This is a genomic window from Clostridia bacterium (genome assembly GCA_017394805.1).
GTDB lineage: Bacteria > Bacillota > Clostridia > Christensenellales > CAG-1252 > RUG14300.
Genome location: JAFPXC010000023.1, coordinates 1 through 25,165 on the forward strand (window position 1 = coordinate 1; position 25,165 = coordinate 25,165).

The window sequence follows — 25,165 nt, forward strand, 5'->3', positions numbered from 1 at the left end:
AATTGCCCACTGGGCGCGAAGCTGTCCAATTTGCACGGGATAACAATTTTGTTGTTCGAAACGGCTAATTCCAATTCGTTCTTTACGTGTTCGGATTCATTCGAGTTTTCCGAATACAGCAACAAAATGCAATCGACGTCTTTTATGGCCATTTCGATTCCTTCCGCATAATTCATTCCACCGATTAAATCACGATAGGCTATCCAACACGGGATTTTTAATTCGTTTTCGATATAATTCAGCATTAAATCCGCAAAAGCGCGGTCTTTGGTTGAATACGAAATAAATACTCTTGCTTTCATGGGGTAATTTCTCCTTGCTTTTGTTTATAAAAAAATAGTATCATATTGCAAATACATTTGTCAATATCGAAAAAAAGAATCTATGGACAATGATTCACATGCATGGTTTATCTTTGCGGTATATTTGTGTTGAAAATATTGTTGCTTATCTTGACAATACTTGCTTCGCTTTTTGCATCTCAGCGTCGTCCGTCAATGCGCCCAAGATTTCGTTGGGTTTTACCGCCAAGTCGGGGGAGAGGGGCTTCTCGTGAATGTTGTAGCGGCCGCCCTCCGCCGAGGGATCGACGATGTAGTAGTAGCCGTTGACCATCACCACGTAGTACTGGTCGAGTATGCCCGTTCGCTTGCCCGACACGTTTTCGTCGTAGATGGGTTCGGTCTTTTGGAAGACGCCCTTGCCGAAGGTGGATTGACCGATTACGGTGGTGTTGGCCTTGTTGTAGGCGCGGCAGGCGCCGATGAGGGCTTCGGCCGCAGAGGCCGTGTCGCCGTCGCACAGAATGACGAGGGGCAGGTTGGGGATATAGTTGTCCTCTTTGACGGTGACGCTCACCACCTTTTTGCTCTTTTTGTACTGCAATTCGAGTATTTCGGTGGTGCCGTCGTTGCCGAGGGGCACGAAGTAGGAGGCGATGATGGCGAGGTCGTCCGTGCTGCCGCCGCCGTTGCCCCTCAGGTCGAGGATGAGTTTGGTTTGGGCGGTCTCTTGGAATGCGGTCATGCACGCCTTGAAGTCGTCCGCGGCCGATTTGACCGTGCCGTCCGGCAACTGCGCCTTGGTAAAGTTTTTGAGGGAGATATAGCCCACGTTCGTGCCGTCGCCGAAGACGTCCGCCGTGAATTGTGCCTTGGGCACGTAGCCTTTTTGCTTGGTGTAGGCGTAGTCGCCTACCTGTACGCCCGCGCGCACGATGCGCAGAGTGAGCACGGTGCCTTCTTCGCCCGTGGTGTACTTGGACATCGCGCTTTTCGATAGGCCGCGCACGCGATTGAAGACGGGGTTGCCGTCCTCGTCCGTAATGGTGCTGTTGGCGATGGCGTATATCTCGTCACCGCGCTGCAAGTGGAAGCCGTCCGAGAAGGTGGCGTCCGCGGGGAAGCCCTTTACGACGTCTTTGATGAGGTGTTCGTTGTATTGGGTGGTCGTCATGACGATGCCGATACTGCTGTCCGAGGTCTGCGCGTACAAAGTGTCCGTCAGATAGGTGTAGTTGTCGAGGCTGTCCAAAACGGCCTCGGCGGCCACGAAGTCGAGGTCGTCTACGTCCAATTCGCCGATGTAGTTGGCTTCGATAAGCCCCAAAGCCGTCTGCAACATATCCATTTTGTCGATGGTGCGTTCTTCTTGACGGCAACCGACGGCGCCTGCCGCTACGATTAAGACCAATATAATGCACAGTATTCCCAACGAGACTTTTTTCATACTTCTTCTCCTTCGTCGCCGTCGACGCGCCACTCGCTCGAGGCGTCATATACGGGCGCTCGGCCTTCCAATACGGCCGAGGTTTTTTGCCCTACGTCGAGCCGTCCTTCGACGACCACGTTGCGGTCCGCGCTTTCCAAAACGCTGTACCATTTGCCCTCCGTCCACAGCACGTTGCGCACCGCGTATTCGTCGCCGTCCGTGAGGCGATACATGGAGGGCGATATGCCCGCGAGGACGCGTTTGCCCTCGTAGGTGGGGGGGTAATTCGCTACCACGACGCCTCCTTCCGTGTGCACGGCACCGTCTTTGGCCACGCCTTCGACCGCACGCCAAAAAGGGTTGGTTTGGGTGGCGACGTACACCGAGGGTTTGGTGCGCTTGAGCGTGGCGGGCAGGTCGTGAGCCAACAGGTAGCCGTTGGACAATACGGCGACTTTTTCGCCCAGACTCATCACCTCGTCTATGCTGTCCGTCGCGTAGAGCACTACGCCGCGATAGTCGCGCAAGAAGCGGGATAGCGTCCAAAAGATCGCCCGTCTGTCGTCTTGCCTGAGACGCGCCAAGGGATTGTCGATAAGCAACACTTTGCGCGGGAACAAGGCGGCGCGGGCCAACGCCAAGCGAACTTTGACGGCCTCGTCGGCGCGGTAGGTCGGGTTGTCGAGAAAGGTCTTCTCTAATCCCCATTGCTTGAGAAGGGGCGCTAGAATGCCCGCCCACTCGGGTTTGGGCACCTTGCGAATGCGCAAGGGGTAGGTCAGGTTGTACCATAGACTGCGCCGATTGAACAGCGCGAGATCGTCGAAGACCATGCCCACGTCGCCGCCTTTGCCTGCGTCGAGGGGGTGGCCGTCCAATAGGATCTCGCCGTCGTATCGATTGATGCCCGCGATACATTTGAGAAGAGCCGTCTTGCCGCCGCCCGCTTCGCCGTACAAAACGCCGACGCCTTCGCCAAAGGTGAGGGAGACGTCGTGCAGGCACTCCGCGTGCCCGAAAAAGGATAGATGCAGGTGGTTGACGGTCAATTCCATATAGATATCATATAACTATCCTTTGGAAAAGTCAAGCATACCCCGAGGCTGGGGGCGTATATTATAGTATGAAACCGTTTTGGGAGGATATTTGTCGCGCCGCTCGCGCTACGGGCGTGCTGGTGGCTACCTTGGTGGGTGCAGGCTACGCCACGGGGCGGGAGATGAGCCAATATTTCGGCGAGGCGTCGTGGGCGACGTTGATTTTGGCCGCCGTGTTGATCGCGCTGTTCTCGATGGCGTTTCTCTACGTGGGTGCCAAAGGCGGGGAGAGGCGGGGCAAGTTGTTCAAAGTCTACGAAGTGGGGCTTTCGGTGCTGGCCGTGGTGAGTTGCGGCGTGATGGTGGCGGCGGGCAAGGCCCTGCTGTCGAGCGCTTGGACGGCGCTCGTCATTGCCTTGGTGGGCGTGTTGATTTGCTTGACGGACAAGGTTTTCCACGCGGCCAACGTGGCGGCGGTGCCCATTTTGCTGTTGTTGGTGGCCGTCGTGGCCTTTCGCGCGCCCTCGGTGGCCGTGGGTACGGCGTTTTTGCCCCTGTCCGCCGCCAACTATGCGGGAATGAATCTGCTCTTTGAGGGGGAACTCTTGCGCAGGGAAGGGGAGGGTATGCGCCCCCGCGCCATTCTCATGGCGGGCGTGGGCATCGCCGTGTGTATGGGGCTGTTGCTTTGCGCGATGCACGGGGTGGTGGGCGCGTCGCCCTCCGAATTGCCTTTCGCGGACGCGGCGGACGCGATGGGACTGTCGGCTTTGGCCACGGGCGTGATCTTGCTGTCCGTGCTGACGTCCATCGCGGGCGGTATGCGGGTGGCGCTGACCGTGTGGTGCGAGCGGATGCCGCAGTCGGTGGCGGCGCTGTTGGCCTTACTGGTTGCCCTGTTGGTGGCGGTGATCCCTTTCGCCACCTTGGTGCGCTACGTCTATCCCGTCCTGGGGTGGCTGGGCGTGGCGGTGGTGGTCGTCTATACCGCGATCGCCGTGTACGCGTTGACGAAAGGTCGCGTGCGCGGGGGTAAAAGGCCCGTTTGGCGACGAAGCGCGGGGTGCTTTGGGCAAAAACTCGGAAAAAAGGGGGAATATTAGCGAAAAAACCCTATTGACATAGGCGGCATAATAAGATATAATATAGGAAGCAAAACGCAAGTTTTTGGAGGTAAATTATGAAATTAAGAAAGATTTTCAAAAATAAATTGGCGTTCTCGTTGGTCGAATTGGTCGTCGTTATCGCCATTATGGCCATTTTGGCCGGTGCCGTCGCGGGTGCCGTCGTCGGCGTGCGTGACAACGCCAACAAGAACCAAGTGCAGACCGCGGCATCCGAGGTGTCCAAGCAGTTGCAGTTGGCTATCGCCGGTGAAGGCGACGCGGGATGGTTGTCCAACACGATGGACGCCGCCAACGTCGTGAAAAATCTCAAGAAAGTGTTGTCCGGTTTCGGCGTGGATAACGCCAACATCTATACCGGTACGTTGAAAACGCCCGAGGGCGACGCGCCTTATCTGCAAGTCCCCGCCAAACCCTCCGCGGGTTGGTTGAAGACCACTTCCTCGTTCCTCATCTACACCGGCAAGAAAAAGGTCACCGTTACCTTGAACGGTGAGACCGGCTTGTGCACTGTCGGTTCCATCACCGCTTACTCCTGATAACCGAGATATAGAGCACTAAATCGTTTGAAAGACAAAAGGGCAGTTTGGTACTGCCCTTTTTCGTGCGCATTTTTGCGGCGTTCCGTGTGGTGAAAGTATCTCGAATGGGGAAAGTATAGCACCACTTATCGTTGCTCGTAGGGGGCATTGGGGAAGTGTCTGCGTGGCGAATGCGTAGGCGGGGGAATCAAAAAGTGCCTTGCAAAATGCGTAGGCGGGGCATTGGGGAAGTGCTTTGCAAAGTGCGTAGGTGGGACGTTGAAAAAGTGCCTGCGTGGCGAAGCGCGTAGGCTGTGTGGGCGTTGGAAAAGCACCCGTGGCGCGATGGCGGAGGGTGCGGCGTTCGTCGGGCGCGGGTAGATGGGTCAGGGGGCGATCATAGAAAGAAGCGCTTTCATTTTGTCGCGTTGCTCGGGGGTGAGCATGGGCGCCATTTGGTCGTAAAAAGCCCGTAACGTATCCGCGTTCAGGGTGCCGTCGGCCTTGGCGCGGGCGGCTTCTTGCATCAAAAGAGACGTGAGGTCTCCCTCGTTCATTTTGGCTAAGTCCTCGACGGATTTGGCCGCGTCGGCGGGTGCGCCTTGGGGCGCGGCGTTGTTTCGTTTGTCCTCGCGTTGTTCTCGAAAAGATTTCATATCAAAAATGGTTGTATTGCACTGAATCGTCGGGCTTTGCGCCTTGCGTAGGCTCGGCGTTGGCCGTGCCCAAAGCGCGCATAAGGGCGGCCATGGCGGCGTACCGCGGGTCGTATTGCGCCAAAAGCGCCAATAGGGCGGTGGGCGTCGGCCCATCCCTACGGATACTCTCCACCGTTTTGATGACGCGCAAGGTCTTGTCCAAGTCCTGCGTGTTTTGCCCCGCCATTTTGAGGGCCGCCGCTAAGGCTTCCGAATTGACTTCCATACTTGTATATATGCGGAAAGGTTGCTGGGTGTGCGGGGACGGCAAAGGCGTAGGTGAAGTTTTCGCTACGCGAAAGTGAAGTTCGCTTTGCGAGTGAAGTTCAAGGCATAGCCTTGAGTGAAGTTTGCGCGGGGCGCAAGTTGTGGTAGGGAATAGATAGGGGCAATGAAGAAGACGTTAGTGCCTCTAACAGGGGGATCCCTTGCGCCATCGCTGCGCTCCGGGCAATAGACCGCCTGCCTCGGGATGACGTGTGTGAACGTGAATTGCAACTTCGTTGCGTTGCGGAAAGGTTGCTGGGTGTGCGGGGACGGCAAAGGCGTAGGTGAAGTTTTCGCTACGCGAAAGTGAAGTTCGCTTTGCGAGTGAAGTTCGAGGCACAGCCTTGAGTGAAGTTTGCGCGGGGCGCAAGTTGTGGCAGATAGAGCCTGTCGGCGAGAGGGCAAATTGTTTTGGGCGTGCAAATCGCTTGACTTGGCTTGGACATTAGCGGTATAATGTAAGGGCATTAGGGGTGACGGTAGTCTGAGATAATACCCTTTGAACTTGTGGAGTTAATACTCGCGTAAGGAATATGCAAAGGCTGCCGTATTTGTATGCGGCGGTTTTTTGTTGCCCTTGCCAAAAGGAGACAAATATGGATTTCAGTTTGAATTGGAGCAACCTTAAAACAATTTGTATGTGGTTCGGCATCATCTTCGGCGCGTTGAGCCTCGCTTTGGGCATCGCCGTGTTCGTCAAGCGGCGGGAGAAGTTTCGCGCGTTCCTTAGGACATGGTTCGGCTTCGTCGTCGTGTTCGCCGTCGTGACGGGCGTGTATGCGTTGGTGCTGACCTGCCGCGAGATGGTCGCCGAGGGCAACTTTATCCCGCAACTCTTCTATCCCATCGCGGCCACCTTGTTGTGGACAATCGCGGGGCTATTGGCGCTGCTAATCGTTTGGTTGGTCAAGCGCAGCGCCGCCCGCGTGGTCGGGTTCGTGTGGGCCGCGGGTATATTGGCGGGCCTCGTGGCCGCCATCGTCGTGTTGAGCCGCTACTACGTAGAGGTCATCGACCCGTCGGGGTATTACGCCAACGTCAGCACGGTGGCCTTGGCCATCGGCGCGGTCGTTTTGGTGGTCGCCCTCGTCACGTTCGCCGTCTTCTGCGGGCGCAAGACGGACAAGGAAGAGGAGACGCACTCCATCGTCTTCGCGGGCGTGTCGGTGGCGCTGTCGTTCGCGTTGAGTTACGTCACCTTTTTCAAAATGCCGCAGGGCGGTTCTATCACCCTGACGAGTATTTTGCCGTTGCTCGTGTACAGTTATCGCTTCGGTACGCGCAAGGGTATCGTGGCGGGCTTGGTGTACGGCTTGTTGCAGGCCGTGCAAGACCCGTGGATCATTCACCCCGCGCAGTTTTTGCTGGATTACCCCTTGGCCTTTGCCATGCTCGGCCTGTGCGGATGGCTGAAAGACTTGCGTAACGTCAAGGTCAACGACTTCGCGTCCTTCCTCGTGGGCGGCGTTACGTGCGTGCTACTACGCTACGTTTCCCACGTCATTAGCGGTATCTTCGCCTTTTCGTCCTACGCGATGGAAGGGTACGGCGCGGTGGCCTGGGGCTTCTTGTACAACACGTTCTGCCTGGTGGACGGCGCTATCGCCATAGCGGCGGGCGCGCTGTTGTTCGCCAACAAGGGCGTGCGCAGATTGGTGTTCGAGGGTACGCCGCGCAAAGTCCCCGCGCCCAAGGCGGAGGAAAAGGCGGAAGGAGCCACCGCCGCTTACGTTCCCAAGGAGGAAACCGTCGCCCAAGAAGAGGTAGCCCAAGAGACCGCCAAAGAAGAGGAGAGCGCCGAGAAAGAAGAGGGCGCACCCATTGCGGACGGCGAATGATAGCGCAATCGGTTGACTATGGTCGGCGGTTGTGATACAATGGGACTACCAACCAAAAGGAGAACATTATGAGCGCTGTTTTTTTCGATACGGATTGTGAACTGTGGTACACCCAAGCGGACGAATTGGGCGTCCACGTCATCGGTATGCCCTATACCATCGACGACGAGGAGACCTTTTACGACTTCGGTCGCAATACCGATTTTAAGGCGTTTTACGATAAGATGCGCGCGGGCAGTATGCCCGTCACGTCGGCTTTGAATCCCCAACAATACGTGGAGATATTCGAGCCTTTCTTCGCCAAAGGCGAAGAGATTTTCTATATCAGTTTTTCCCATCGGCTTTCGGGCACTTTTGAGCACTTGGAGGCCGCCCTCAAGGAGTTGAACGCCAAATATCCCGGCGTGAAGTTTACGCGCTTCGATACGTTGAGCATCTCGGTGGGCGCGGGCTATCAGGTGTATTTCGGCGTGAAGTACCTCAAAGCGGGGCACACGGTGGAGGAGACCGTCGAGTTCCTCTCGGAATTCACCAAACACGTCTGCACCGAATTTATGGTGGACGACCTGCATCATCTGCACCGCGGCGGTCGTTTGTCCGCCGCTTCGGCCGTGCTCGGTACCATTATGGGTATCAAACCCATTCTGCACGTCACGGACGAGGGTACCTTGGAAGTGTTCGCCAAGGCCAAAGGAGAGAAGAAAGCGTTGGCAACACTCATGGACACCTTGCGCGAAGCGGGCGATCGCTTGGACGAATATCCCATCTGCATAGTGGACGCCGATAACCCCGCGTTTGCCGCTAAGTTGGAAGAAAGCGTCCGCGCGGAGTATCCCAAGACCGAGATTTGGCACTATCCCGTCGGCCCCGTCATCGGCACCCATTGCGGGCCGGGCACCGTGGGCATTATCTTCTACGCCAAGCATCGCTGAAACGAATATACCGTGCAATGCGCCCCCTCTTTGAGGGAGTGTTTTGTTGAGAAATGACTAAAAAATGGATAAGTTTCAATTAAGAAATTTGACAAAAACTTGTCTATGCGCGCGCGTTGTGCTAAAATACATCATAAGCTGAGGATATAGGCCTATAAACGGGGCTTATATTCTTTATGCAACTTGCCCATCGCGGCTTCATCAAGAGGAGATAGACATGAGTGAAAAAGTAGAAAAAATCGCAATCATCGATTTGGGTTCCAATACGGCGAGACTGGTGCTGGTAAACGTGTACGAAGGCGGTTTTTTTGTGGTATTCGACGAGTTGAAAGAGACTGTCCGCTTGGGACAGGATATGGATATTGACGGTTTCTTGCGCCCCAGCCGTATCGAGCAGACCAAGAAAACCCTGTTGATGTTTCGTCGCTTCTGCGACAGTAACGGTATCGAGAAAATATTGGCGTACGCTACGGCGGCCGTCCGTCGCGCCAAGAATCAAAAGAGTTTTTTGGAAGAAGTCAGCGTAACTTGCGGTATCAAACTGAAGGTGCTGACCAGCGAAGAAGAAGGACTGTACACCTATACGGGCGTCATCAACAGTATGGATATACCCAAGGGTATCATCATGGATATGGGCGGCGGCAGCACGCAATTCGTCTACTACAACCGCCGCAATATTTTGGCGCAGACCACCTTGCCTTTCGGTACGGTGACCTTGACCGACCTCTTTAAGGGCAGCGGATTGAAACCCGAAGAAAAGGCCGAGAAGATAGAGGAGTTCGTCCGCGAGAGTCTGGAAGACGTGGAATGGCTGAACAACGTGGACCCCGAAGTGCGGTTTATCGGCGTGGGCGGCAGTTTCCGCAACCTCGGCAAGATCAGCCGCAAACTCAAACGCTACCCTCTCGAAAAGGCGCATAACTACGTTTTGGACGGCGAGGAGTTCGAGCGGGTGTACGACACCATAAAGGTGCTGCCCATCGACCGCACGATGAAGATAAAGGGCTTGTCCTCGGGGCGCGCCGATATCTTCCCGTCGGCCCTGAGCGTAATGAAAGCGGTGATGGATTGCGCCGGCTTCAAGTCCATTACGGTGTCGGGCTGCGGTCTGCGCGAAGGCGCTATGTTCCGCTACGCCGTGCCCTCGGTCAACGAGAAGCCCATCAACGACATTTTGGGCTATAGCCTGCAAACCCTCGTGGTCTATTTCAACGAAAATCAGGAGCACGCCAAACATGTGGCCGACCTGAGTATGCAGTTGTTCAAACAACTGAAGGTGCTACATAAATTGCCCCGCGCCTACTTCAAGGTGCTGCGCGTAGCCGCCATTCTGCACGATTCGGGCGCTACCATCAAGTATTACGACCACCCAAAACACAGCGCCTACGTCATACTGAACAGCAGTATCTACGGCATTTCGCAAAAGGAGATCGTGATGGCGGCCTTCGTCGCTTCGGCGCACAAGAAGGGCGAGCCCGACGAGGAGTTCAACCGCTATAAGTGTATGCTGACCGAGGAGGATATCGCCGCCGTGTACAAGATGGGCGTCATCCTCAAAATCGCCGAGAGTTTCGACCGCAGTATGAGCGGACTGGTGACGGGTATCAACTGCGACGTGCTGGGCGACAGCGTGATCATGCAGACCGAATCCACGGGCGATTGCTCGTTGGAGATCCAAGACGCTTTGTCCTGCCGTAACGAGTTCAAACGCGCCTACGGCAAAAACGTGGAGATACTATGAAGCGCAAGATCCGTTCGAGCCTCGTCATAGCCATCGCGTGCCTAATAGTGGGTGTGACCATCATCATCGTCAACTATGCGTTGGACAATACGGGCGGCAGGGGCTACAGCAGCAGTATGAGCACGCTGGGCGACTATCGCCGCTCCCTCGTGATGGTCATCTCGGCCATCTCGTTGTCCGCGGCGGCCGTCGTGATGATGGTGATGAGCCTCATTACCTTTATGAAGCGCAGACAGGCCGAGGACGAGGAATTGCTGCGCCGACTCGACGAAGAGGAACGAGCGGCCGCAAAAGAGGAATCGGACGACGCGTAACGAATGAAAGAGTAGAGCCTTCGCCGCCAAGCGAAGGCTTTTTTGTATACCGCGGGGCGCAAGCGCATACTGTATGGTATGGCTTGGCAAGAGGATTTACACGACTTTATCAAAGATTTATCCACGGGCGTACACGTGTGGGGTACGGACGCGGTGGTGGAAGGGCATAAGGGCCTGTTGACTTATACGCCTACCCTCGTCAAGGTGCGCCGCAAAAAAGGCTCGGTGACCATCGAGGGCGAGGGGCTGTCCGTGCGGGCGGTCAGCCGCGACGAAGTGTGGATAACGGGCGACGTAAAGGCGGTGCGGATAGATGCGTAAGCGCTTCGAGGTGTGTACGGTATGCCACGGCCGCGTGCTGAATTGTCTGTGTCGCAAAGGGGTGCGCGTTACCGGCGTCCGCGCCGAGGGCCGCAAACTGTCTTTTGTGGCGGCGGGGGAGAACGTGCGCCTTTGCGAAGACGCTTTGGGCGGCGCGTGTTTTGGGTACACCGCCCGCGAGGTGGGTGTGGGGGCGTGGGTGCGCTCGCTTTGGCGCCGTCCCGCCTTGTGGATAGCCGCCCTCGTGGTATGCGCCGCTTTGGGCGTGGCGCTAAACGTGGTGTGGAAAACCGAGGTCGACTGTACGCCCGAATTGGCGCCCAAGGTGTACGCGGCGCTCGCGGAGGCGGGCTATGCCTCGCCGCGCTTCCGCAACGAAGTGGATACGACGGACGTCAAAAACCGCCTGACCGCCATAGACGGCGTGGCCCTCGCGTCCGTGCGCGTCAAAGGGGTTTGGCTGGAAGTCGAAGTCAAAGAAGAATTGCCCAATGGGGAGACCGCCGTCCATACGGGCGCCATCGTGGCCGCGTGCGATTGCGTAGTGACGCGTATAGTCGTCGAGCGAGGTCGCGCTATGGTGGCGGCGGGGGATAGCGTGCGAAAAGGGGACGTGCTGATAGCGCCCGAATATCTGGTGGACGCCGACCGAGACGTCACCTTGCCCACCCAAGCCGTGGGCGAGGTCTACGGCTATACGTACCCCGCTTATACGTACCAATACGCCGAACGCACCTTTGAGAAAACGCGCACGGGCGAGGCGGTGCGCCATACCCGCATAACCGCCTTTGGGCATACCTTCGGCGAACGGGAAGCCGCGCCCTATCCGCAATACGAAGAGGAAGTCGAAAAATTCGTCCTCGGCGCTTGGTTTCCCATAGAGATCGAGCGCGTGACCTATTACGAAACGACCGAGCAGGCCGAATTTCGCCCGTTTGCCCTCGAAAAAGAGCGTATTATCGAAGAATGTTTTGCACAAATCCGCGCACATCTTAAAAAATCCGTGCAAATCTTGCGCGAATGGTGTATAATAGATAATATGGGCAGTATATATCGTGTACGCGCGTATGCGGAAGTCGAGCAACGCGTGGATATATACGGAGATGAAGGATGAAAGTTGTCAATTTACCGATGGATATAGCCACGGCCATGGCCGTCGTGGGCGCATACGACACCAACGCGCGTCTTTTTGCCAAGCAGCTCTCGGTGGACGTCGTCTCGAAGGGGGACGTGCTCTCGATAAGCGGCGAGGAGGCGGACGTGGACGTGGCCGTGCGCGCGTTGAACGCGCTGGCGCCTATGGCGCGCGAGGGGGAGGAAATCAAACCCCGCGACGTGATGGGCGTGATCGCGTTGGCCCGCGAAGGCGCGGAAGGGGACTGGTACGTCGCCCGCCGCACCATCGCCGTCACTTCGCGCGGCAAGACGGTCAAGTGCCGCACGGTGGGTCAGCACCGCTATATGCGCTTGGTGGACGGCAACGAATTGGTGATCTGCGTTGGCCCCGCCGGTACGGGCAAGACCTATCTCGCCGTGGCGCGCGCGGTGTCCGCCTACCGCAACAAAGAGGTGGAGCGCATCGTCCTGACGCGCCCCGCGGTGGAAGCGGGCGAGCGATTGGGCTTTTTGCCCGGCGATATGCAACAAAAGGTGGACCCCTATCTGCGCCCCCTCTACGACGCGTTGGCCGACCTGTTGGGGCAGGACAACTTTTTGCAATACGCCCAAAGGGGGATTATCGAGGTGGCGCCCTTGGCCTATATGCGAGGGCGCACGCTCAACAACTCGTATATCATCTTGGACGAGGCGCAGAATACCACCGTGGAGCAGATGAAAATGTTTCTCACCCGTATGGGTGAGGGTAGCCGCGTCATCGTGACGGGCGACGCGACGCAGATAGACCTGCCGCGCGGGCAAAAGAGCGGCCTTTTGGACGCGTTGGACGTCCTTAAAGACGTGGAGGGCGTGGGGATATGCCGCCTCAACTCGGGGGACGTGGTGCGCCACGACCTCGTGCAACGTATCGTGGACGCTTACGACAATTACCATAGGGAAGAAACTTCTACCAAAAAGGACGAAGAGGACTGAGTATGAGCAAACTGAACGAAAAAACCAAAACCGCATTGATATCCTACGCGTTGTCGGTAGGGTTCGCCATCGTGCTGGCGGTATGCGCTATGTGTATGACCTTTACGGACGGCAAGTTCCAGATCCCCGCCTTGGGCGTGGTGGTCATCGGTCTGGTGTACGTCGCCATTTTCGCGGTCGCCAACAGCATAGGCGCGTTGTACCGCCTGAATATGTACAAGAATATGGCGGTGATGTACATTTCCACGTTGCTTTCGGTGTTGTGCGTGCTGGTGTGTATGCGCTACCTGCAGGTGGTGTTCGTGCCCCTATTGGTGTGCAGTCTTTTGACCGTGCTGTTGGTCAACAAGCGCAGCGCGTTCGTCATCAACTTCTCCTGCTTCGCGGTCATTTTGACGATGTACGTCATCCGCTGGCTCTACGTGGACCATGCGTTCAATGTGGCGGGCGTGGTGTATCTTCTTCTTAAACTCATTTCTTCTTCGGCGGTCATCGCCTTTTATCGTCCCAACTATAACCGCATTTCCCTTATCGGCGAGGTGGTCGTGGCGGGCATTTTGACGTCCCTTTTGTGCGTGGCCGTGTCCGTCGTCTTCGACGATACCACCGATATCATTTCCAGCGTGATGTGCGGTTTGTGGTATTTGGTGTCGGACGTGGCGTCGCTACTATTGTGCCTCGTACTGTCCCCCGTGCTGGAGTGGGTGTTGAGGCTCGAAACCAACCTCAAATTGCTCGAATATATCAGTTTTGACCAGCCTCTTCTCAAAGAGTTGAGCGAGAAAGCGCCCGGTACCTTCCACCACAGCCTTGCCGTAGGCAATTTGGCCGAGCGGTGCGCCAACGCCATCGGCGAGAACGTCAACCTGGCCAAAGCGGCGGCCTATTTCCACGATATCGGCAAACTGCAAAGCCCCGAGTTTTTCAGCGAGAACCAAACGGACGGCTACAACCCCCACAACGATTTGACCTTTGAAAACAGCGTCAAGATCATCACGCGCCATACCGAAGTGGGCTACAAAATGCTCACCGAAAAGCACTTCCCCAAATTGCTGGCGGACGTCGCAAGAGAACACCACGGCGACAGCACGGTGGGTTACTTCTACGTGCAGGCGCTCAATATCACCGAAGGTACGGTGGACAGCAGTACCTATCGCTATCCCGGCCCTCGTCCGTCCAACCGCATTTCGGCCATCGTGATGATAGCGGATACGGTGGAGGCCGCCACCCGCGCCAAGAAACTGACCACGAGAGAGGAGTTGTATCCCCTGATCGACAAATTGATTAAGGACAAGCGTGAGTCGGGACAATTCGACAACTGCGACATTACCATGCGCGAATTGGCCCTCATCCGCGACACGTTGGTGGAGGCCTTGGTCGGCACCAACCACCAGCGCGTCAATTACCCCGACAAGAAAAAAGAACGCTAAGGGCAGCGGGACAAGCCGCTACTTGCGAAAAAATACACGTTGAAAAGAGGTTTTTATGATTAGTACCTATATGATTTCCGCCGCCGAAAAGGAGCAACTTACCCGCGCGTATTACGCGGTTTTGCGCAACTTGGAACTCGAGGATTGGTTCGAGATTGACTTCACCGTGGTAGGGCAAAGTACCATACGTTCCCTCAATCTCGAGCACCGCAACGTGGATAAGGTGACGGACGTGCTGAGTTTTCCCGCCGTGGATTTTACCTTTCCTATCTGTATGTGCGATTACCAAGCGGACATTAATCCCGAGACGGGCAAACTGTTCTTGGGCGATATCATGATTTGCCGCGCCAAGGTGCGCCGCCAAGCCAAGGAGTACGGGCACAGCGAATTGCGCGAGTTCGTCTATTTGGCCGTGCACGGTATGCTGCACCTCTTTGGGTTTGACCACGTTACGCCCGAGGGAGAGGAGGATATGAACGCGCACCAAAAGGCCATTATGAAGGAATTGGGGATAGAGCGATGAAGGTCGGTTTTTTTGCGATATTGGGCAAGCCCAACGCAGGCAAGTCCACCTTGACCAACGCGTTGGTGGGCGAAAAAGTCAGCATCGTATCCTGGCGGCCGCAGACTACGCGCAATAAGATCAACGGCATCGTCAACGGCACGTTGGGGGGAGAGGAGTATCAACTCGTGCTCACCGATACCCCCGGTATACAGCACGGAAAAGACCGCTTGAGCGTGTATATGCAGGCCAGCGTGTCCGCGGCGCAAAAAGGCTCGGACGGCGTGGTCTACGTCATTGACGGCGGGCGCAGGCTGGACGAGGAGGAGTTGGCCGAAGTCAAGCGGCTGGCCGCGACCACGCCCAAAATGGTGGTGGCCGTCAACAAAATGGACGAGGCACCAAGGGAGCAATTCGTGTCCGTGTTATCCTTGCTGAACGGGGTGGAGGGCGTGGAAATCGTGCCCATAAGCGCCGAGAAAGGGGAGAATCTGGACGTATTGACGGAGATCCTCGTCAAGGATTTGCCCGAAGGGCAACCTTTCTATCCCGACGACATTTCGACGGACAGCACCCTGCGCTTTATGGCGGGGGAGATCGTGCGAGAAAAAGTGCTCAAGTTTTTGCAGGACGAGATACCGCACGGCGTGGGCGTGGAGATCGTCAAGTACCTAAGCCGCGAGGACGGCGTGGAAGAGATACACGCGGATATTATCTGCGAGAAACCCAACCATAAGCCCATCATCATCGGCAAGAAAGGGGAGACTTTGAAGCGCATCGCCACCGCCGCAAGAAAGGAAATGGAAGACCTCGCCGGTTGCCCCGTCTTCCTCAAATTGTGGGTGAAAGTGCGCGAGAATTGGCGGCAAAGCCCCGATACGCTGTCTATCCTCGGGTATGATATTAAGGACCTGAAAGACGACGAGTAAGCGGACGGTGCGTGAAATGGGCGATTGAGCGCGCATTCGCTCGTTCGCAGGCACCACGTACAAGAAGTACGTTGGGTACCCGCATCGCTCGTTTGAATACACGCTCACTCATCCCATTTGACGCACCGTCGTCGTCACGCAGGAAGAGTTTTGCAAAAAGACGAAAAAGGCGATCGAGCGCGCATTCGCTCGTTCGCGGGCACCACGTACAAGAAGTACGTTGGGTACCCGCATCGCTCGTTTGAATACACGCTCACTCATCCCATTTGACGCACCGTCGTCGTCACGCAGGAAGAGTTTTGCAAAAAGACGAAAAAGGCGATTGAGCGCGCATTCGCTCGTTCGCGGGCACCACAGTTCGCCATAGGCGAACGTTAGGAAAAAAAGCACCGCTTCCCAAGAGGGAAACGGTGCTTTTTTGTTGATTTTTTGTTTGGACGTTTGGGCTTGGTAGCGTATATTTTTACTGAATTTTTCCGTCGTGGCAAAGCGGATTGGTGGGGAAATAATCCGTTTATTTGCCCAAAATAGCGTCCGCGACCATCAGGCCGTTGGCACCCGCTTGGGCTAAGCCTCTCGTCACGCCCGCGCCGTCGCCGATGGCGTACACGTGGGGTTTGATGGCGAAAGAGTCGTCGATGAACTGCGGCCGAATGCTGTAGAACTTGGCCTCGATGCCGTAGAGGAGCGTATCGTAGTTGGCGGTGCCCGGCGCAATCTTGTCCAACGCGTAGATGGTCTCGATGATGTTGTCTAACTGCCGCTTGGGCAGGCACAGGGATAGGTCGCCCGCCACAGCCGCCAAGGTGGGGCGCACGGTGGACTGCGCCAAACGATGCTCGTTGGTGCGTTGGCCGCGAATGAGGTCGCCGAAGCGCTGGACGATGACGCCGCCGCCCGCCGTCATATTGGCCAATTTGCAGATGTGCTTGGCGTACTCGATGGGCTTGTTGAAGGGCTGGGTGAAGCGCGACGTGGACAAAATGGAGAAGTTGCTGTTCGCGGTCTTCTTGGCGGGATCGGCGTTGGCGTGGCCGTTGACGGTGAGAATGCCATCGTTGTTTTCGATGACCACTTCGCCGCCCGAATTGAAGCAGAACGTCCTCGTGGTGTCCCCGTATCCCTTGGTGCGGTACACGATTTTTGGCTCGTAAATCTCCCGACTGATGCCTTCCCACACGATGCGGGGCAACTCGACGCGGACGCCGATGTCCACTTGGTTGTTGTCTACCGCCACGCCCAACTTGGTGCATTGGTGACCGAACCACTCGCTGCCGCTGCGGCCGATGGCGATGATGAGTTCGTCATAGCGGTAGGTCTTGCCGTTGGAGCAGACCACCGCGTGCCCGTCCGCCTCTATCTCGGTGACGGCCGTGGACAAAAGGAAGTCCACCTTGGTGGACAGATAGCGATACAGTGCGCTCATCACCTGGAAGTTGCCGTCCGTGCCTAAATGCTTGACCGTGGCCTGCAAGGCGTGCAGGTCGTACTCCAGACACTTCTTTTTGAACTCGTCCGAGGGGAAATACTGCTTGTCGGTGGCGCCGAATTCGTTGAGAATGTCGGACACTTGGCCGATGTAGCGCATGGTCTCCTCGGTGCCCGCGATGTCTTGCAACCAGCCGCCGTACTCGGTGGTGATGTTGAACTTGCCGTCCGAGAAAGCGCCCGCGCCGCCTACGCCCTCCATAATGGAGCATTGGGGGCATTTGAGACACTTGTCGGCCATGCCGTGCGTGAGAGGGCAGACGCGTTTGTCAAGCCCTTTGCCGCGCTCGATGACCAGCACTTTTTTGTCGTTGGAAAGGCGGTATGCCGCCATCAGGCCGCCGATGCCGGCGCCTACGATGATTACGTCGTATTTATCCATAATTTACCTCACACCGCATTATAGCATACTCGCGCCGAGATTGCAAGCGCAAAAACGCATTCGCCTTGTTTTGCGCGTATTCGTGTGGGTTTTTCTTCAAAAGTAAGGGAAACCGCAAAAGTTTTTTAGAAAATGTCGCTCAAACTATGGAAAAATGCGTAGATATGTTGTATAATAATACATAACTAAAATTGTGCGCACTCGCGCACCCAAGGAGACGCTATGAATATTTGGAAAGAAGTCAACCCCACGCGCGTTATGCCGCACGATTTTTTGGCGGTAATCGAGATACCCAAAGGTTGCAAAAACAAATATGAATTGGACAAAGAGACGGGATTTCTCATCCTCGACCGCGTGCTGTATACGTCCACGCACTATCCCGCCAACTACGGGTTTATCCCGCGTACCTACGCCGACGACAAGGACCCCTTGGACGTCTTGGTGATTTGTTCGGAAAACATAGTGCCCCTATCCCTCGTGCGTTGCTACCCCATCGGCGTGATGTCTATGACCGACGAGGGCGCGTTCGACTACAAAATCATCGCCATTCCCTACGGCGATCCCACCTATAATTATTGCCGCGACATCAGCGATTTGCCCCACCATATCACGGACGAGATCCGCCACTTCTTCACCGTCTACAAGACGTTGGAGCACAAGGTGACCTCGGTCATGGCGATCATGGGCAGGGAGCGCGCCTTGGAAATCATCCAAGAGTCCATCCAGATGTTCCGCGATAAATTCGGCGAATAATGCGGCTCGACCGATTCGCCAAACAACTGGAGGAAGGGGTGCAACCCGTCTACTTCCTCAAGGGCGACGAATATCAGGCGGGCAAGGCGCTCGCTATGCTGACGGCTTTGGCGGACGCCAACGAAGTCAACGTGTTTACCCCGTTGGAAAAGGTGGAGGACGCGCTGGCCGCTTTGGACAGTTTCCCGATGTTCGGGGGGCGCCGCGTGGTCGTTATGCAGGACGTCGCCTCGTTCAAAGAAGAGGAGCGGGACGCTCTGACGGACTATTGCGCGAATCCCACCGATACGTCCGTATTGGTGTTTTACCGCTGCGGTTGGGCGCCCAAAGCGGCGCAGACGGTGGAGTTCGACAAACTCAAAGGGGAGGACTTCGCCGATTCGATGGTAGCCTATTGCCGCGAGCAGGGCATAAAAGCGACGCCATCGGCCCTGTCGTTGCTTCTCGCGTATTGCGGCGAGGACGCCCGTGTGGTGGAGGCCGAATTGGTCAAATTGGCCGCCTATACGGGCGGTGCGACCATAGACGAGGACGCGGTGAAGGCCGTCGTGACGGCTACGCCCGAGTACAAAATCTTCGCATTCGGCGATTTTGTCGCGCGCGGGAATTACGTGGGTGCGCATAAGGTGCTGGACAGTTTGTCTTCGGGCAACGATACAGGTCTCTTCTTGGGCAACGTCATCAATCACTATCGCCGTGCGTTCTACGCCAAAGTGAGCGGGTTGTCCGTGCCCGAGTTGGCCAAACTGTTGGGTGACGCCAAGGCCTTCACCATCACCAAGGCCCTGGAATCCGTGCGTTGCTACAGCGCAAAAACCCTGCTGGCGCTGCTGAAAACGCTGTATCGATTGGAATATGACTTCAAAAGCGGCAGAATGGGCCCCGCGGAAGCGCTCGACCTCGCCGTGGCCGAAGCCATCGAAAGGAGGAATACTTGAACAAAGTCTTAGCCAAAATCCCCATCGGGGTATTTACCGTCGTGTTGATGGCAGTGAGCGCGTTGGCTTCCGTGTATACGGGAAGTTCTTCGGCGGCTATGCTTGTGAACTACGGGTTGTCTCCCGTGGCGGCTACGGTCATCTACGTACTGCTTATCGGCGTGGCCTACGGCTTTATCGCCCGACTGTTGATACGGGTGGTGTACGCCATCGGCGACCGCATCTTTTTCCGTATGATGCACGCGGTGCCCGACTATAATCTGCGCCGTTTGCCCGTGGCCTACAACGACTTCGTGCGCTTCGCCGCGTTTTGGCTGATCGTCGCCAAGTTGTTCGAGGCTCTCTTTGTGTGTTTGCTCAATTATCTCGTGCCCGTGGGCTTCTACTTGTGGGAGTTCTGCGCGTCGCTGACGACCTTTGCTTGCCTCGTGGCGGCGTATCTTACGATGGACCATTCGTTCGTGCCCCCGTGGCAGAGCGGCAAGTGTTTCGTCGCCTTGGCGATACCCACTATCGTGCTGTTCGCGATAAGCGTTATTTGGTGAGGTGCCTATGAAAAAGAGATTGATTGCGTTTCTTGTTATAGTAGCTCTTGCCGTTACGCTCCTCGTGGGAACGGTTGCGCCCACGGCTTCGGCCGACGCGGACGCGTATAAGTACGTGGACGCGTATAAGGCGTTCGAGGACTTCGCCGGTATGTCCAACCGTACCGTAGGTACGGAGTTTGAGTTGGCCGCCGCCAACTGGCTGGCGCAAAAGTTGATCGCCTTGGGGTATGTCAACGCGGAGGGTTCATCCCTTTCCGCCGATATGTGCGTGCCGTTTACGTTCAGTTACAAACAGTCGGTCAATTATTTCCAATCGAAAGAGGTGACCGAGCATAGTTATAACGTGGTGGCCTACAAGCGTTGCGGGCGGGCGAACGCGCCCTTGCTGGTGATCGCCGCGCCTTATAGCAACGAGTTGACCTATGCCTACGACGGCTCCGCCGCCAAGTTGGAAGACGCCGCCTACAGCGCTTCTTCGGCGGGTGTATTGTTGTCCGTCGCCGCCAAATTGTACGCGGCGAAGGACTTGTCCTACGACGTGGCCTTTGCCTTTATGGGCGCAGAGTATTTCTATTCGGCGGGCACTAAGGCGTTTCTCCGTACCAATACGCAACCGCTCATAGGCGCGATATACCTCAGCCAAGTGGGCGTGGGCGACCACCTCAACGCCTATTACGACGAAGTGTCTACGCCGCACGGGGATTTCGTGGACGGCGAGGCCGCCAAGTGGAGCGACTACGATATTCAAGGCAAGCCATTCGACCCCGGCTATACCGCGCAGATATACGGCGGGGATCTGCCCTATGCGCACGTGGGACTGTCGGGCGGTAACTACATCTTTATGCAGGAGAACGTGCCCGCGGTGCACCTCTTCGGCTACAACTGGGCCGGAGGCGCGGCGGGTAGCGAGTCCGCCACCCACGGTGATATCGTCTTCACCGAGGACGATACCTTCGATAACCTCGTCAAATTGTACGGGCGCGACGCCATCGCCAAGCGCCTTAACGACGCCGCCGACTTTGTGAAAATCCTCGTCCTGCGGGACGCGGACTTCGCCGCGGCGCTCTCGGCTTCGGCCAATCGGCCTTCCTATCATCCGCTCGTTTCGGACGGTATGTATTACGGTCTCAAATGGGGGCTGGTCGGGTTGGTGATTCTCGTGACCGTCGCCTTGGCGTTGATGCTTGTTCGCAAGTCCAAAGAGGCGGGTACGCCCGACTTTTCGGTGAATAGCGAGTTCGTCAACGGGCAAGCCGCCGACGCGTCCTCTGCGGACGACGTGTTCGGCGAATACGGCGCGCCCGTCGAGGGCGACAGCGCCGACGTCGACACGGGAGAGGGTGACGACGGGGATTCGGATAGCAATAATACGGGCAATCCGCCCGATACCAACGATATCTTTGGGGAGTTTTAGACTATGGAAACCTTTCAAAACTTTATCAGCAACTTCGGTCTGACCTTTATCGTGGACGCCATCGTCATTGCGGCGATTTTGGTGTTCTTTACGGTCATCATCGCCAAGAAGCGCAACTTCTTGGTGCTCGTGCTGTTCTACCTCTACGTGGGCGCTTTCGCGGCCATCGCGTTCTTCAATGCCAAGACGGGCGGACAGATGTTCTACGTCGCCACGGCGGTACTGCGCTACTTCACGATATTCTTGGCCGTGATGTTCTGCGTGGTCTACCAAGCCGATCTCAAGAATATCGTCAGCCGCTTGCATACCAAGAACGACGACGTGCGCTACGTCGCGCACGGCAACAGCGAGGACGACTTGTTGGTGGCCGTCACCGAGATCGTGAAAGCCACGCAGGAACTCAGCAAAAACGATACGGGCGCGTTGATCATCGTGTGCGCGGGCTCCGTACCCGTCAACGTGGTGGAGACGGGCACCCGCTTGAACTGCTTGGTGTCTTCGGCCGTGTTGGAGAGCATCTTCAACACCAAGTCGCCTTTGCACGACGGCGCCGTCATCATCAAGGACAACACTATTTTGGCGGCGGGCTGTTTCTTGCCCCTGACCCAACGCGACGACCTCAGCCACGACCTCGGCACGCGCCATCGCGCCGCCATCGGCATTTCGGAAGAAGCGCCCGTGCTGTCCATCGTCGTGAGCGAGGAGTCGGGCATCGTGAGTATCGTCAAGAACAAGGGCGAGATCAAGCGCTACATGACCAGCGAGCGTTTGTCCGAGGAGTTGGAGCACGCCTACGGCATTACCTTTATCGGCAACAAGCGTCAACCCACCCATCGCTAAGCGCACGCGGCGCGTGCGAACGCGCGGGTTTTGGCGCAATTATATCAAATAGGTTGAAATAGTTTGGGTTATTTATGAAATCGCGCTCTTCGGGGCGCGATTTTTCGTATAGAAGGGCGAAAGGGCGCAATACTACCGGTATGGTATGGTACGGATGGATAGCATACGCCTTCTTGTGGCTCGTAGTTATTGCGGTGTTTCCCATACGCGTCGAAGTATACGTCGGATTTTCGTTGTTTGACGCAAAAATGGGGGTGCGCGTCGGCGTATTCGGTGCCAAAATACTCCGCGTGTGGCTAAGCCTCGAGGACAAAGAAGTGCTGCTGAACGGCAGACCATACCATGCCAAACGCCCCCAAAGCGGCCGTTCCCGACGAATGCGCGCGGTGAAGAAGGCGCACCTTGCGGTAAGTCTTCTCGCTCGTGCGGACGCTCGTTTCGCCCTCGATTGTATGGTAGGGTTTGCAAACGAGGAAAGGAATTGGGCGCTGGCGGCTTTGGCGGACGCGCTCTCTTTGCCCAAGACGACTATCGCCGTCTATCTGTCCCGAGAGCAGGTCTGCAAGGGAATGTGCAAGGGCAGGATAATCTTCACGCTGTGGGATCTTCTTGCCGCCCTTGCTACATAGGTTTACATACCGCGAGGGGGTAGCAAATGGATGATTTGATGACGCAAACTTTGACTTCGCTCAAAGATATGGTGGACTCGGACACGGTGATCGGCCGCGCCATTACGGCGCCCGACCGTACCGTGGTCGTGCCCGTATCGCGGGTGAGCGTGGGTATATTGTCGGGTACGGGCGACTACGCGCAGGACAAAAAGCAATCGCCCCTCAAGGCGGGCGGCGGCGGTGCGGGCGGCAGCGTCAACCCCGTCGGGTTTTTGGTGATGGACACGGTGGGCGTGCGCTTCGTGCCCATCGACAGGGAGGAACCTTCCAACAAATGGCTCAATCTGCTATCTTCGGCTATCGACGTATTCAAAAAGGACTGATCGGCTTGGTGGCTCTTTGCGTAGCGGTCGCGTTTGGCGTGGCGCCGAGTGTGGCTTCCGCCGAGCCTGCCGCGCCCTCGGTCGCTTTGTCTGTCGCCCCCGCGTCTATCGTCCTGGAGGCTTCGACGGGTAGGGTGCTTTCGGCCTCGAACGCCTATTTGTCCATGGCGCCCGCGAGTACGACCAAGATATTGACGGCTATCACGGTGCTGAAACACGTGGACGTGAATCGCACGGTAGAGGTGTCCGCGCAAGCGGCGGGCGTGGAAGGCTCGTCCATCTACCTGAAAGCGGGCGAAAAATGGACGGTGCTGGACTTGCTGTACGGGTTGATGCTACGGTCGGGCAACGACGCCGCCGTGCAGTTGGCGTTGACGACGGCCGGCTCGGTAGAGGCGTTCGCCACCTTGATGAACGACGTCGCCTACCGTGCGGGCGCGTTCCATTCGCATTTCGCCAATCCGCACGGACTGCACGACGCACGCCACTATACCACCGCCTACGACCTTGCGGCAATCACGGCCTACGCCATGCGCGATCCCCTGTTTCGCCGTATCGTCGCCACCAAAACGCATACCTTTACGCAAGGGGGCGAACGGCGCACCTTCGTCAACAAAAACAAAATGCTGTCTGGCTACGAGGGCGCGGTGGGCGTGAAGACGGGTTACACCAAAGCCGCGGGGCGTTGTCTGGTGTCGGCGGCCGAGCGGGACGGAATGCGCCTCGTCGCGGTGGTACTGCACGAGTACGATATGTGGTATCGGTCGGCGGATCTGCTGGACGCGGCGTTCGCAAAGTATCGCATGGCGGCGTTGTGGCAAGCGGGCGAGGCAAGGACGGTGAAGTATCTCGGCAATCCCACGCCCGTGACCGTGCGCGAAACCGCGCGGTATCCTCTGTCGGCGGAAGAGGCGGCGTCGCTACGATGGTCCTTTGTGATGGAAGGTAAAAAGGCGAAAGGGGACTGCTTGGGCGAAGCGTTCGCCTACCTCGGAGACCGCCTTATCTACCGCGGCAAGGTGTATTCCGCGCTGGCGTAGCCCCGTTTATGCAAAAAACACGCCTTTGGGCGTGTGAATACATAAATATTCGGTATTGACAGTAGGGTATAGGAATGTTATAATATAAATATAAAATATTTTTAATAAAGGAGATTGATTATGGGCGAGTATAGCAAGTACATATCGGAAAAACGTCGTTCGGTCCCCACTCCCAAGGATTTGGTGGACGAGAACGGTAAAGTCGTGTTCGGCACGTTCGACAAGGAGTTCGAGACCATGGAACTTTTGCGGGCCAAGAAGCCGACCAAGGCCCCCGATTGCATGCGCAAATTCAAATTGACCTTGTGGGAAGCCACCGAGGTACACCTCAAGAACGGCGTGTTGTTGGCCGTGGTGTGCGATATGGGTATCTTCGGCAAACAACTCAATATGTTCTACGACAAGCGTTCGCATAAGGTGTACTGCTGGGACACCCAAATCAAGAGCAAAGACACCAAGATCGCGCCCAACCTCTTGAACGGCTCCATCGCCGAGGCGGCGTCGGACGTGGGCTTCGTGAAATACGTCAACAATTTCCAAGACGGCAGAGCGGACCTCTCGGGCAAACACACGGGTAAGTGTCTCATCAATACGGACGACGATAAGGTTTGCTCCAAGACCATCAAGGAGAACTACGGCGAGGCCTCTATCGAGTACGATTTCAAACTGACCCGTATCTCCAAACCCTGCGTGGTGAGCATCCCCTTCCCCTATAGCGACAACCGTACGCTGTACAGCCAAAAAGACTTCTTCAAGGCCGAGGGCAAACTGATCATCAACGGCGAGGAAATGCTCACGGACGAGGAGTCCACGGCCATCATCGACGACCACCGCGGCTACTATCCGCGCAAGGCGCACTACGATTGGGTGACCACGATGGGCGTGTGCGACGTGGACGGCGAGAAGAAATGGCTGGCCTTCAACCTCACGCACAACCAAAGCACGGACGAGCCCGCCTACAACGAGAACCTCATCTTCTTCGAGGGCAAGACTTCGCTGTTGCCGCCCGTCAAGTTTACCCGTTCGGTGGAGAGCGCGGACTTCACCAACTACTCCGAGTGGACGGTCAAGGACGAATACGATATGGTCAACCTCAAGTTCAAAGTGTACGGCATCAACCCCATGGTGATGCACGCGGGCGTGGTGAATATCGACTACTACGTCGCTTGGGGCGAGTTGGAGGGCTATCTCCGCGACGAGGACGGAAAGAAGTATATCCTCGACGGCATGATGGGCATGGGCGAGGACAAGACCTTGTTACTGTAACCCGCCGAAGGGAAAACGAGATAGTAACGCAAAGAAACCGCAAAGCGGCA

The 25,165-nt window shown here is 56.6% G+C and carries 27 protein-coding genes and 1 riboswitch; of the genes, 21 read left to right on the forward strand and 6 right to left on the reverse strand.

Annotated features, from left to right (window positions below; genetic code table 11):
- The 3 genes from II896_05760 to II896_05770 form a co-directional block, all read right to left on the reverse strand.
- Positions 1-302 (reverse strand): toll/interleukin-1 receptor domain-containing protein (locus tag II896_05760; GenBank protein ID MBQ4444137.1); only part of this gene is annotated, 302 nt, incomplete at its 3' end.
- Positions 303-447: 145 nt separating this feature from the next.
- Complete coding sequence (locus tag II896_05765) at positions 448-1,728, reverse strand: hypothetical protein (protein ID MBQ4444138.1); 1,281 nt, start codon at positions 1,726-1,728, stop codon at positions 448-450.
- On the reverse strand, positions 1,725-2,765 hold the full coding sequence (locus II896_05770; GenBank protein MBQ4444139.1) for an ATP-binding cassette domain-containing protein: 1,041 nt from the start codon (positions 2,763-2,765) through the stop codon (positions 1,725-1,727). Before II896_05770 ends, II896_05765 begins: the two co-directional genes overlap by 4 nt.
- Positions 2,766-2,833: 68 nt before the next feature.
- Between II896_05770 and II896_05775 the strand changes: the two genes are divergently transcribed.
- Both II896_05775 and II896_05780 read left to right on the forward strand, forming a co-directional pair.
- Positions 2,834-3,850 (forward strand): hypothetical protein, encoded by a 1,017-nt coding sequence (locus II896_05775; GenBank protein MBQ4444140.1) that lies wholly within the window; start codon positions 2,834-2,836, stop codon positions 3,848-3,850.
- A 77-nt stretch (positions 3,851-3,927) separates the two neighbouring features.
- Positions 3,928-4,410: a type II secretion system protein gene (locus II896_05780; GenBank protein MBQ4444141.1), complete on the forward strand. Its 483-nt coding sequence runs from the start codon at positions 3,928-3,930 to the stop codon at positions 4,408-4,410.
- 368 nt (positions 4,411-4,778) lie between these two features.
- On the opposite strand, the gene II896_05785 is transcribed toward II896_05780, so the two are convergent.
- Entirely contained in the window at positions 4,779-5,048 is a 270-nt protein-coding gene (locus II896_05785; protein ID MBQ4444142.1) for a hypothetical protein, read from the reverse strand.
- A gap of 1 nt (position 5,049) precedes the next feature.
- Positions 5,050-5,316 carry a hypothetical protein gene (locus II896_05790; GenBank protein MBQ4444143.1) on the reverse strand — a complete coding sequence of 89 codons (267 nt, stop codon included), beginning with the start codon at positions 5,314-5,316 and terminating at the stop codon, positions 5,050-5,052.
- Positions 5,317-5,816: 500 nt separating this feature from the next.
- Positions 5,817-5,906: riboswitch (TPP riboswitch) on the forward strand.
- Positions 5,907-5,953: 47 nt separating this feature from the next.
- On the opposite strand from II896_05790, the gene thiT reads away from it, so the two are divergent.
- The 10 genes from thiT to era all read left to right on the forward strand — a co-directional run bounded on the left by thiT (position 5,954) and on the right by era (position 15,452).
- Positions 5,954-7,195 (forward strand): energy-coupled thiamine transporter ThiT, encoded by a 1,242-nt coding sequence (thiT, locus tag II896_05795; GenBank protein MBQ4444144.1) that lies wholly within the window; start codon positions 5,954-5,956, stop codon positions 7,193-7,195.
- Positions 7,196-7,263: 68 nt separating this feature from the next.
- Positions 7,264-8,127, forward strand: coding sequence for a DegV family protein (locus II896_05800; protein MBQ4444145.1), 864 nt, complete (start codon positions 7,264-7,266; stop codon positions 8,125-8,127).
- Positions 8,128-8,344: 217 nt separating this feature from the next.
- On the forward strand, positions 8,345-9,868 hold the full coding sequence (locus tag II896_05805) for a Ppx/GppA family phosphatase (GenBank protein ID MBQ4444146.1): 1,524 nt from the start codon (positions 8,345-8,347) through the stop codon (positions 9,866-9,868).
- Positions 9,865-10,182, forward strand: a complete 318-nt coding sequence (locus II896_05810; GenBank protein MBQ4444147.1) for a hypothetical protein — start codon at positions 9,865-9,867, stop codon at positions 10,180-10,182. Before II896_05805 ends, II896_05810 begins: the two co-directional genes overlap by 4 nt.
- A gap of 78 nt (positions 10,183-10,260) precedes the next feature.
- Complete coding sequence (locus tag II896_05815) at positions 10,261-10,503, forward strand: YabP/YqfC family sporulation protein (GenBank protein ID MBQ4444148.1); 243 nt, start codon at positions 10,261-10,263, stop codon at positions 10,501-10,503.
- On the forward strand, positions 10,496-11,617 hold the full coding sequence (locus II896_05820; protein ID MBQ4444149.1) for a sporulation protein YqfD: 1,122 nt from the start codon (positions 10,496-10,498) through the stop codon (positions 11,615-11,617). The genes II896_05815 and II896_05820 overlap by 8 nt, the downstream gene beginning before the upstream one ends.
- Entirely contained in the window at positions 11,614-12,591 is a 978-nt protein-coding gene (locus II896_05825) for a PhoH family protein (protein ID MBQ4444150.1), read from the forward strand. Before II896_05820 ends, II896_05825 begins: the two co-directional genes overlap by 4 nt.
- 2 nt (positions 12,592-12,593) lie before the next feature.
- Positions 12,594-14,021, forward strand: coding sequence for an HD domain-containing protein (locus II896_05830; protein ID MBQ4444151.1), 1,428 nt, complete (start codon positions 12,594-12,596; stop codon positions 14,019-14,021).
- 55 nt (positions 14,022-14,076) lie between these two features.
- Positions 14,077-14,544: an rRNA maturation RNase YbeY gene (gene ybeY / locus II896_05835; GenBank protein ID MBQ4444152.1), complete on the forward strand. Its 468-nt coding sequence runs from the start codon at positions 14,077-14,079 to the stop codon at positions 14,542-14,544.
- Positions 14,541-15,452 (forward strand): GTPase Era, encoded by a 912-nt coding sequence (era, locus tag II896_05840; protein MBQ4444153.1) that lies wholly within the window; start codon positions 14,541-14,543, stop codon positions 15,450-15,452. Before ybeY ends, era begins: the two co-directional genes overlap by 4 nt.
- Before the next feature lie 514 nt (positions 15,453-15,966).
- Here the strand turns inward: era and II896_05845 are convergent.
- On the reverse strand, positions 15,967-17,322 hold the full coding sequence (locus tag II896_05845) for an NAD(P)-binding protein (GenBank protein MBQ4444154.1): 1,356 nt from the start codon (positions 17,320-17,322) through the stop codon (positions 15,967-15,969).
- Positions 17,323-17,544: 222 nt separating this feature from the next.
- Between II896_05845 and II896_05850 the strand changes: the two genes are divergently transcribed.
- From II896_05850 to II896_05890, 9 genes are all read left to right on the forward strand, one after another.
- On the forward strand, positions 17,545-18,075 hold the full coding sequence (locus tag II896_05850) for an inorganic diphosphatase (protein ID MBQ4444155.1): 531 nt from the start codon (positions 17,545-17,547) through the stop codon (positions 18,073-18,075).
- Positions 18,075-19,013, forward strand: coding sequence for a DNA polymerase III subunit delta (gene holA / locus II896_05855; protein ID MBQ4444156.1), 939 nt, complete (start codon positions 18,075-18,077; stop codon positions 19,011-19,013). Before II896_05850 ends, holA begins: the two co-directional genes overlap by 1 nt.
- Entirely contained in the window at positions 19,010-19,558 is a 549-nt protein-coding gene (locus II896_05860; GenBank protein MBQ4444157.1) for a hypothetical protein, read from the forward strand. Before holA ends, II896_05860 begins: the two co-directional genes overlap by 4 nt.
- Before the next feature lie 7 nt (positions 19,559-19,565).
- Complete coding sequence (locus tag II896_05865) at positions 19,566-20,975, forward strand: hypothetical protein (protein ID MBQ4444158.1); 1,410 nt, start codon at positions 19,566-19,568, stop codon at positions 20,973-20,975.
- Between the two features lie 3 nt (positions 20,976-20,978).
- Complete coding sequence (locus II896_05870; GenBank protein ID MBQ4444159.1) at positions 20,979-21,815, forward strand: DNA integrity scanning protein DisA nucleotide-binding domain protein; 837 nt, start codon at positions 20,979-20,981, stop codon at positions 21,813-21,815.
- Positions 21,816-21,955: 140 nt separating this feature from the next.
- On the forward strand, positions 21,956-22,444 hold the full coding sequence (locus II896_05875) for a hypothetical protein (protein MBQ4444160.1): 489 nt from the start codon (positions 21,956-21,958) through the stop codon (positions 22,442-22,444).
- A 26-nt stretch (positions 22,445-22,470) separates the two neighbouring features.
- Positions 22,471-22,809 (forward strand): sporulation protein YtfJ, encoded by a 339-nt coding sequence (locus II896_05880; protein MBQ4444161.1) that lies wholly within the window; start codon positions 22,471-22,473, stop codon positions 22,807-22,809.
- The gene (locus II896_05885; protein ID MBQ4444162.1) at positions 22,761-23,849 is read left to right on the forward strand and encodes a D-alanyl-D-alanine carboxypeptidase; all 1,089 of its coding nucleotides are present in this window, start codon (positions 22,761-22,763) and stop codon (positions 23,847-23,849) included. The genes II896_05880 and II896_05885 overlap by 49 nt, the downstream gene beginning before the upstream one ends.
- A 120-nt stretch (positions 23,850-23,969) precedes the next feature.
- Positions 23,970-25,115 (forward strand): DUF2804 domain-containing protein, encoded by a 1,146-nt coding sequence (locus tag II896_05890; protein ID MBQ4444163.1) that lies wholly within the window; start codon positions 23,970-23,972, stop codon positions 25,113-25,115.
- Positions 25,116-25,165 lie beyond the last annotated feature (50 nt).

Coding starts and splice junctions, on each gene's coding strand:
- II896_05785 (MBQ4444142.1), bottom strand. CDS start 5,048: ATGAAATCTTTTCGAGAACAACGCGAGGACAAACGAAACAACGCCGCG.
- era (MBQ4444153.1), top strand. CDS start 14,541: ATGAAGGTCGGTTTTTTTGCGATATTGGGCAAGCCCAACGCAGGCAAG.
- II896_05870 (MBQ4444159.1), top strand. CDS start 20,979: ATGGAAACCTTTCAAAACTTTATCAGCAACTTCGGTCTGACCTTTATC.
- II896_05845 (MBQ4444154.1), bottom strand. CDS start 17,322: ATGGATAAATACGACGTAATCATCGTAGGCGCCGGCATCGGCGGCCTG.
- II896_05830 (MBQ4444151.1), top strand. CDS start 12,594: ATGAGCAAACTGAACGAAAAAACCAAAACCGCATTGATATCCTACGCG.
- II896_05765 (MBQ4444138.1), bottom strand. CDS start 1,728: ATGAAAAAAGTCTCGTTGGGAATACTGTGCATTATATTGGTCTTAATC.
- II896_05865 (MBQ4444158.1), top strand. CDS start 19,566: ATGAAAAAGAGATTGATTGCGTTTCTTGTTATAGTAGCTCTTGCCGTT.
- II896_05890 (MBQ4444163.1), top strand. CDS start 23,970: ATGGGCGAGTATAGCAAGTACATATCGGAAAAACGTCGTTCGGTCCCC.
- II896_05875 (MBQ4444160.1), top strand. CDS start 21,956: ATGGTATGGTACGGATGGATAGCATACGCCTTCTTGTGGCTCGTAGTT.
- II896_05790 (MBQ4444143.1), bottom strand. CDS start 5,316: ATGGAAGTCAATTCGGAAGCCTTAGCGGCGGCCCTCAAAATGGCGGGG.
- II896_05885 (MBQ4444162.1), top strand. CDS start 22,761: ATGGCTCAATCTGCTATCTTCGGCTATCGACGTATTCAAAAAGGACTG.
- thiT (MBQ4444144.1), top strand. CDS start 5,954: ATGGATTTCAGTTTGAATTGGAGCAACCTTAAAACAATTTGTATGTGG.
- II896_05770 (MBQ4444139.1), bottom strand. CDS start 2,765: ATGGAATTGACCGTCAACCACCTGCATCTATCCTTTTTCGGGCACGCG.
- II896_05805 (MBQ4444146.1), top strand. CDS start 8,345: ATGAGTGAAAAAGTAGAAAAAATCGCAATCATCGATTTGGGTTCCAAT.
- holA (MBQ4444156.1), top strand. CDS start 18,075: ATGCGGCTCGACCGATTCGCCAAACAACTGGAGGAAGGGGTGCAACCC.
- II896_05880 (MBQ4444161.1), top strand. CDS start 22,471: ATGGATGATTTGATGACGCAAACTTTGACTTCGCTCAAAGATATGGTG.
- II896_05775 (MBQ4444140.1), top strand. CDS start 2,834: ATGAAACCGTTTTGGGAGGATATTTGTCGCGCCGCTCGCGCTACGGGC.
- II896_05810 (MBQ4444147.1), top strand. CDS start 9,865: ATGAAGCGCAAGATCCGTTCGAGCCTCGTCATAGCCATCGCGTGCCTA.
- II896_05780 (MBQ4444141.1), top strand. CDS start 3,928: ATGAAATTAAGAAAGATTTTCAAAAATAAATTGGCGTTCTCGTTGGTC.
- II896_05800 (MBQ4444145.1), top strand. CDS start 7,264: ATGAGCGCTGTTTTTTTCGATACGGATTGTGAACTGTGGTACACCCAA.
- II896_05825 (MBQ4444150.1), top strand. CDS start 11,614: ATGAAAGTTGTCAATTTACCGATGGATATAGCCACGGCCATGGCCGTC.
- II896_05850 (MBQ4444155.1), top strand. CDS start 17,545: ATGAATATTTGGAAAGAAGTCAACCCCACGCGCGTTATGCCGCACGAT.
- II896_05820 (MBQ4444149.1), top strand. CDS start 10,496: ATGCGTAAGCGCTTCGAGGTGTGTACGGTATGCCACGGCCGCGTGCTG.
- II896_05815 (MBQ4444148.1), top strand. CDS start 10,261: ATGGCTTGGCAAGAGGATTTACACGACTTTATCAAAGATTTATCCACG.
- ybeY (MBQ4444152.1), top strand. CDS start 14,077: ATGATTAGTACCTATATGATTTCCGCCGCCGAAAAGGAGCAACTTACC.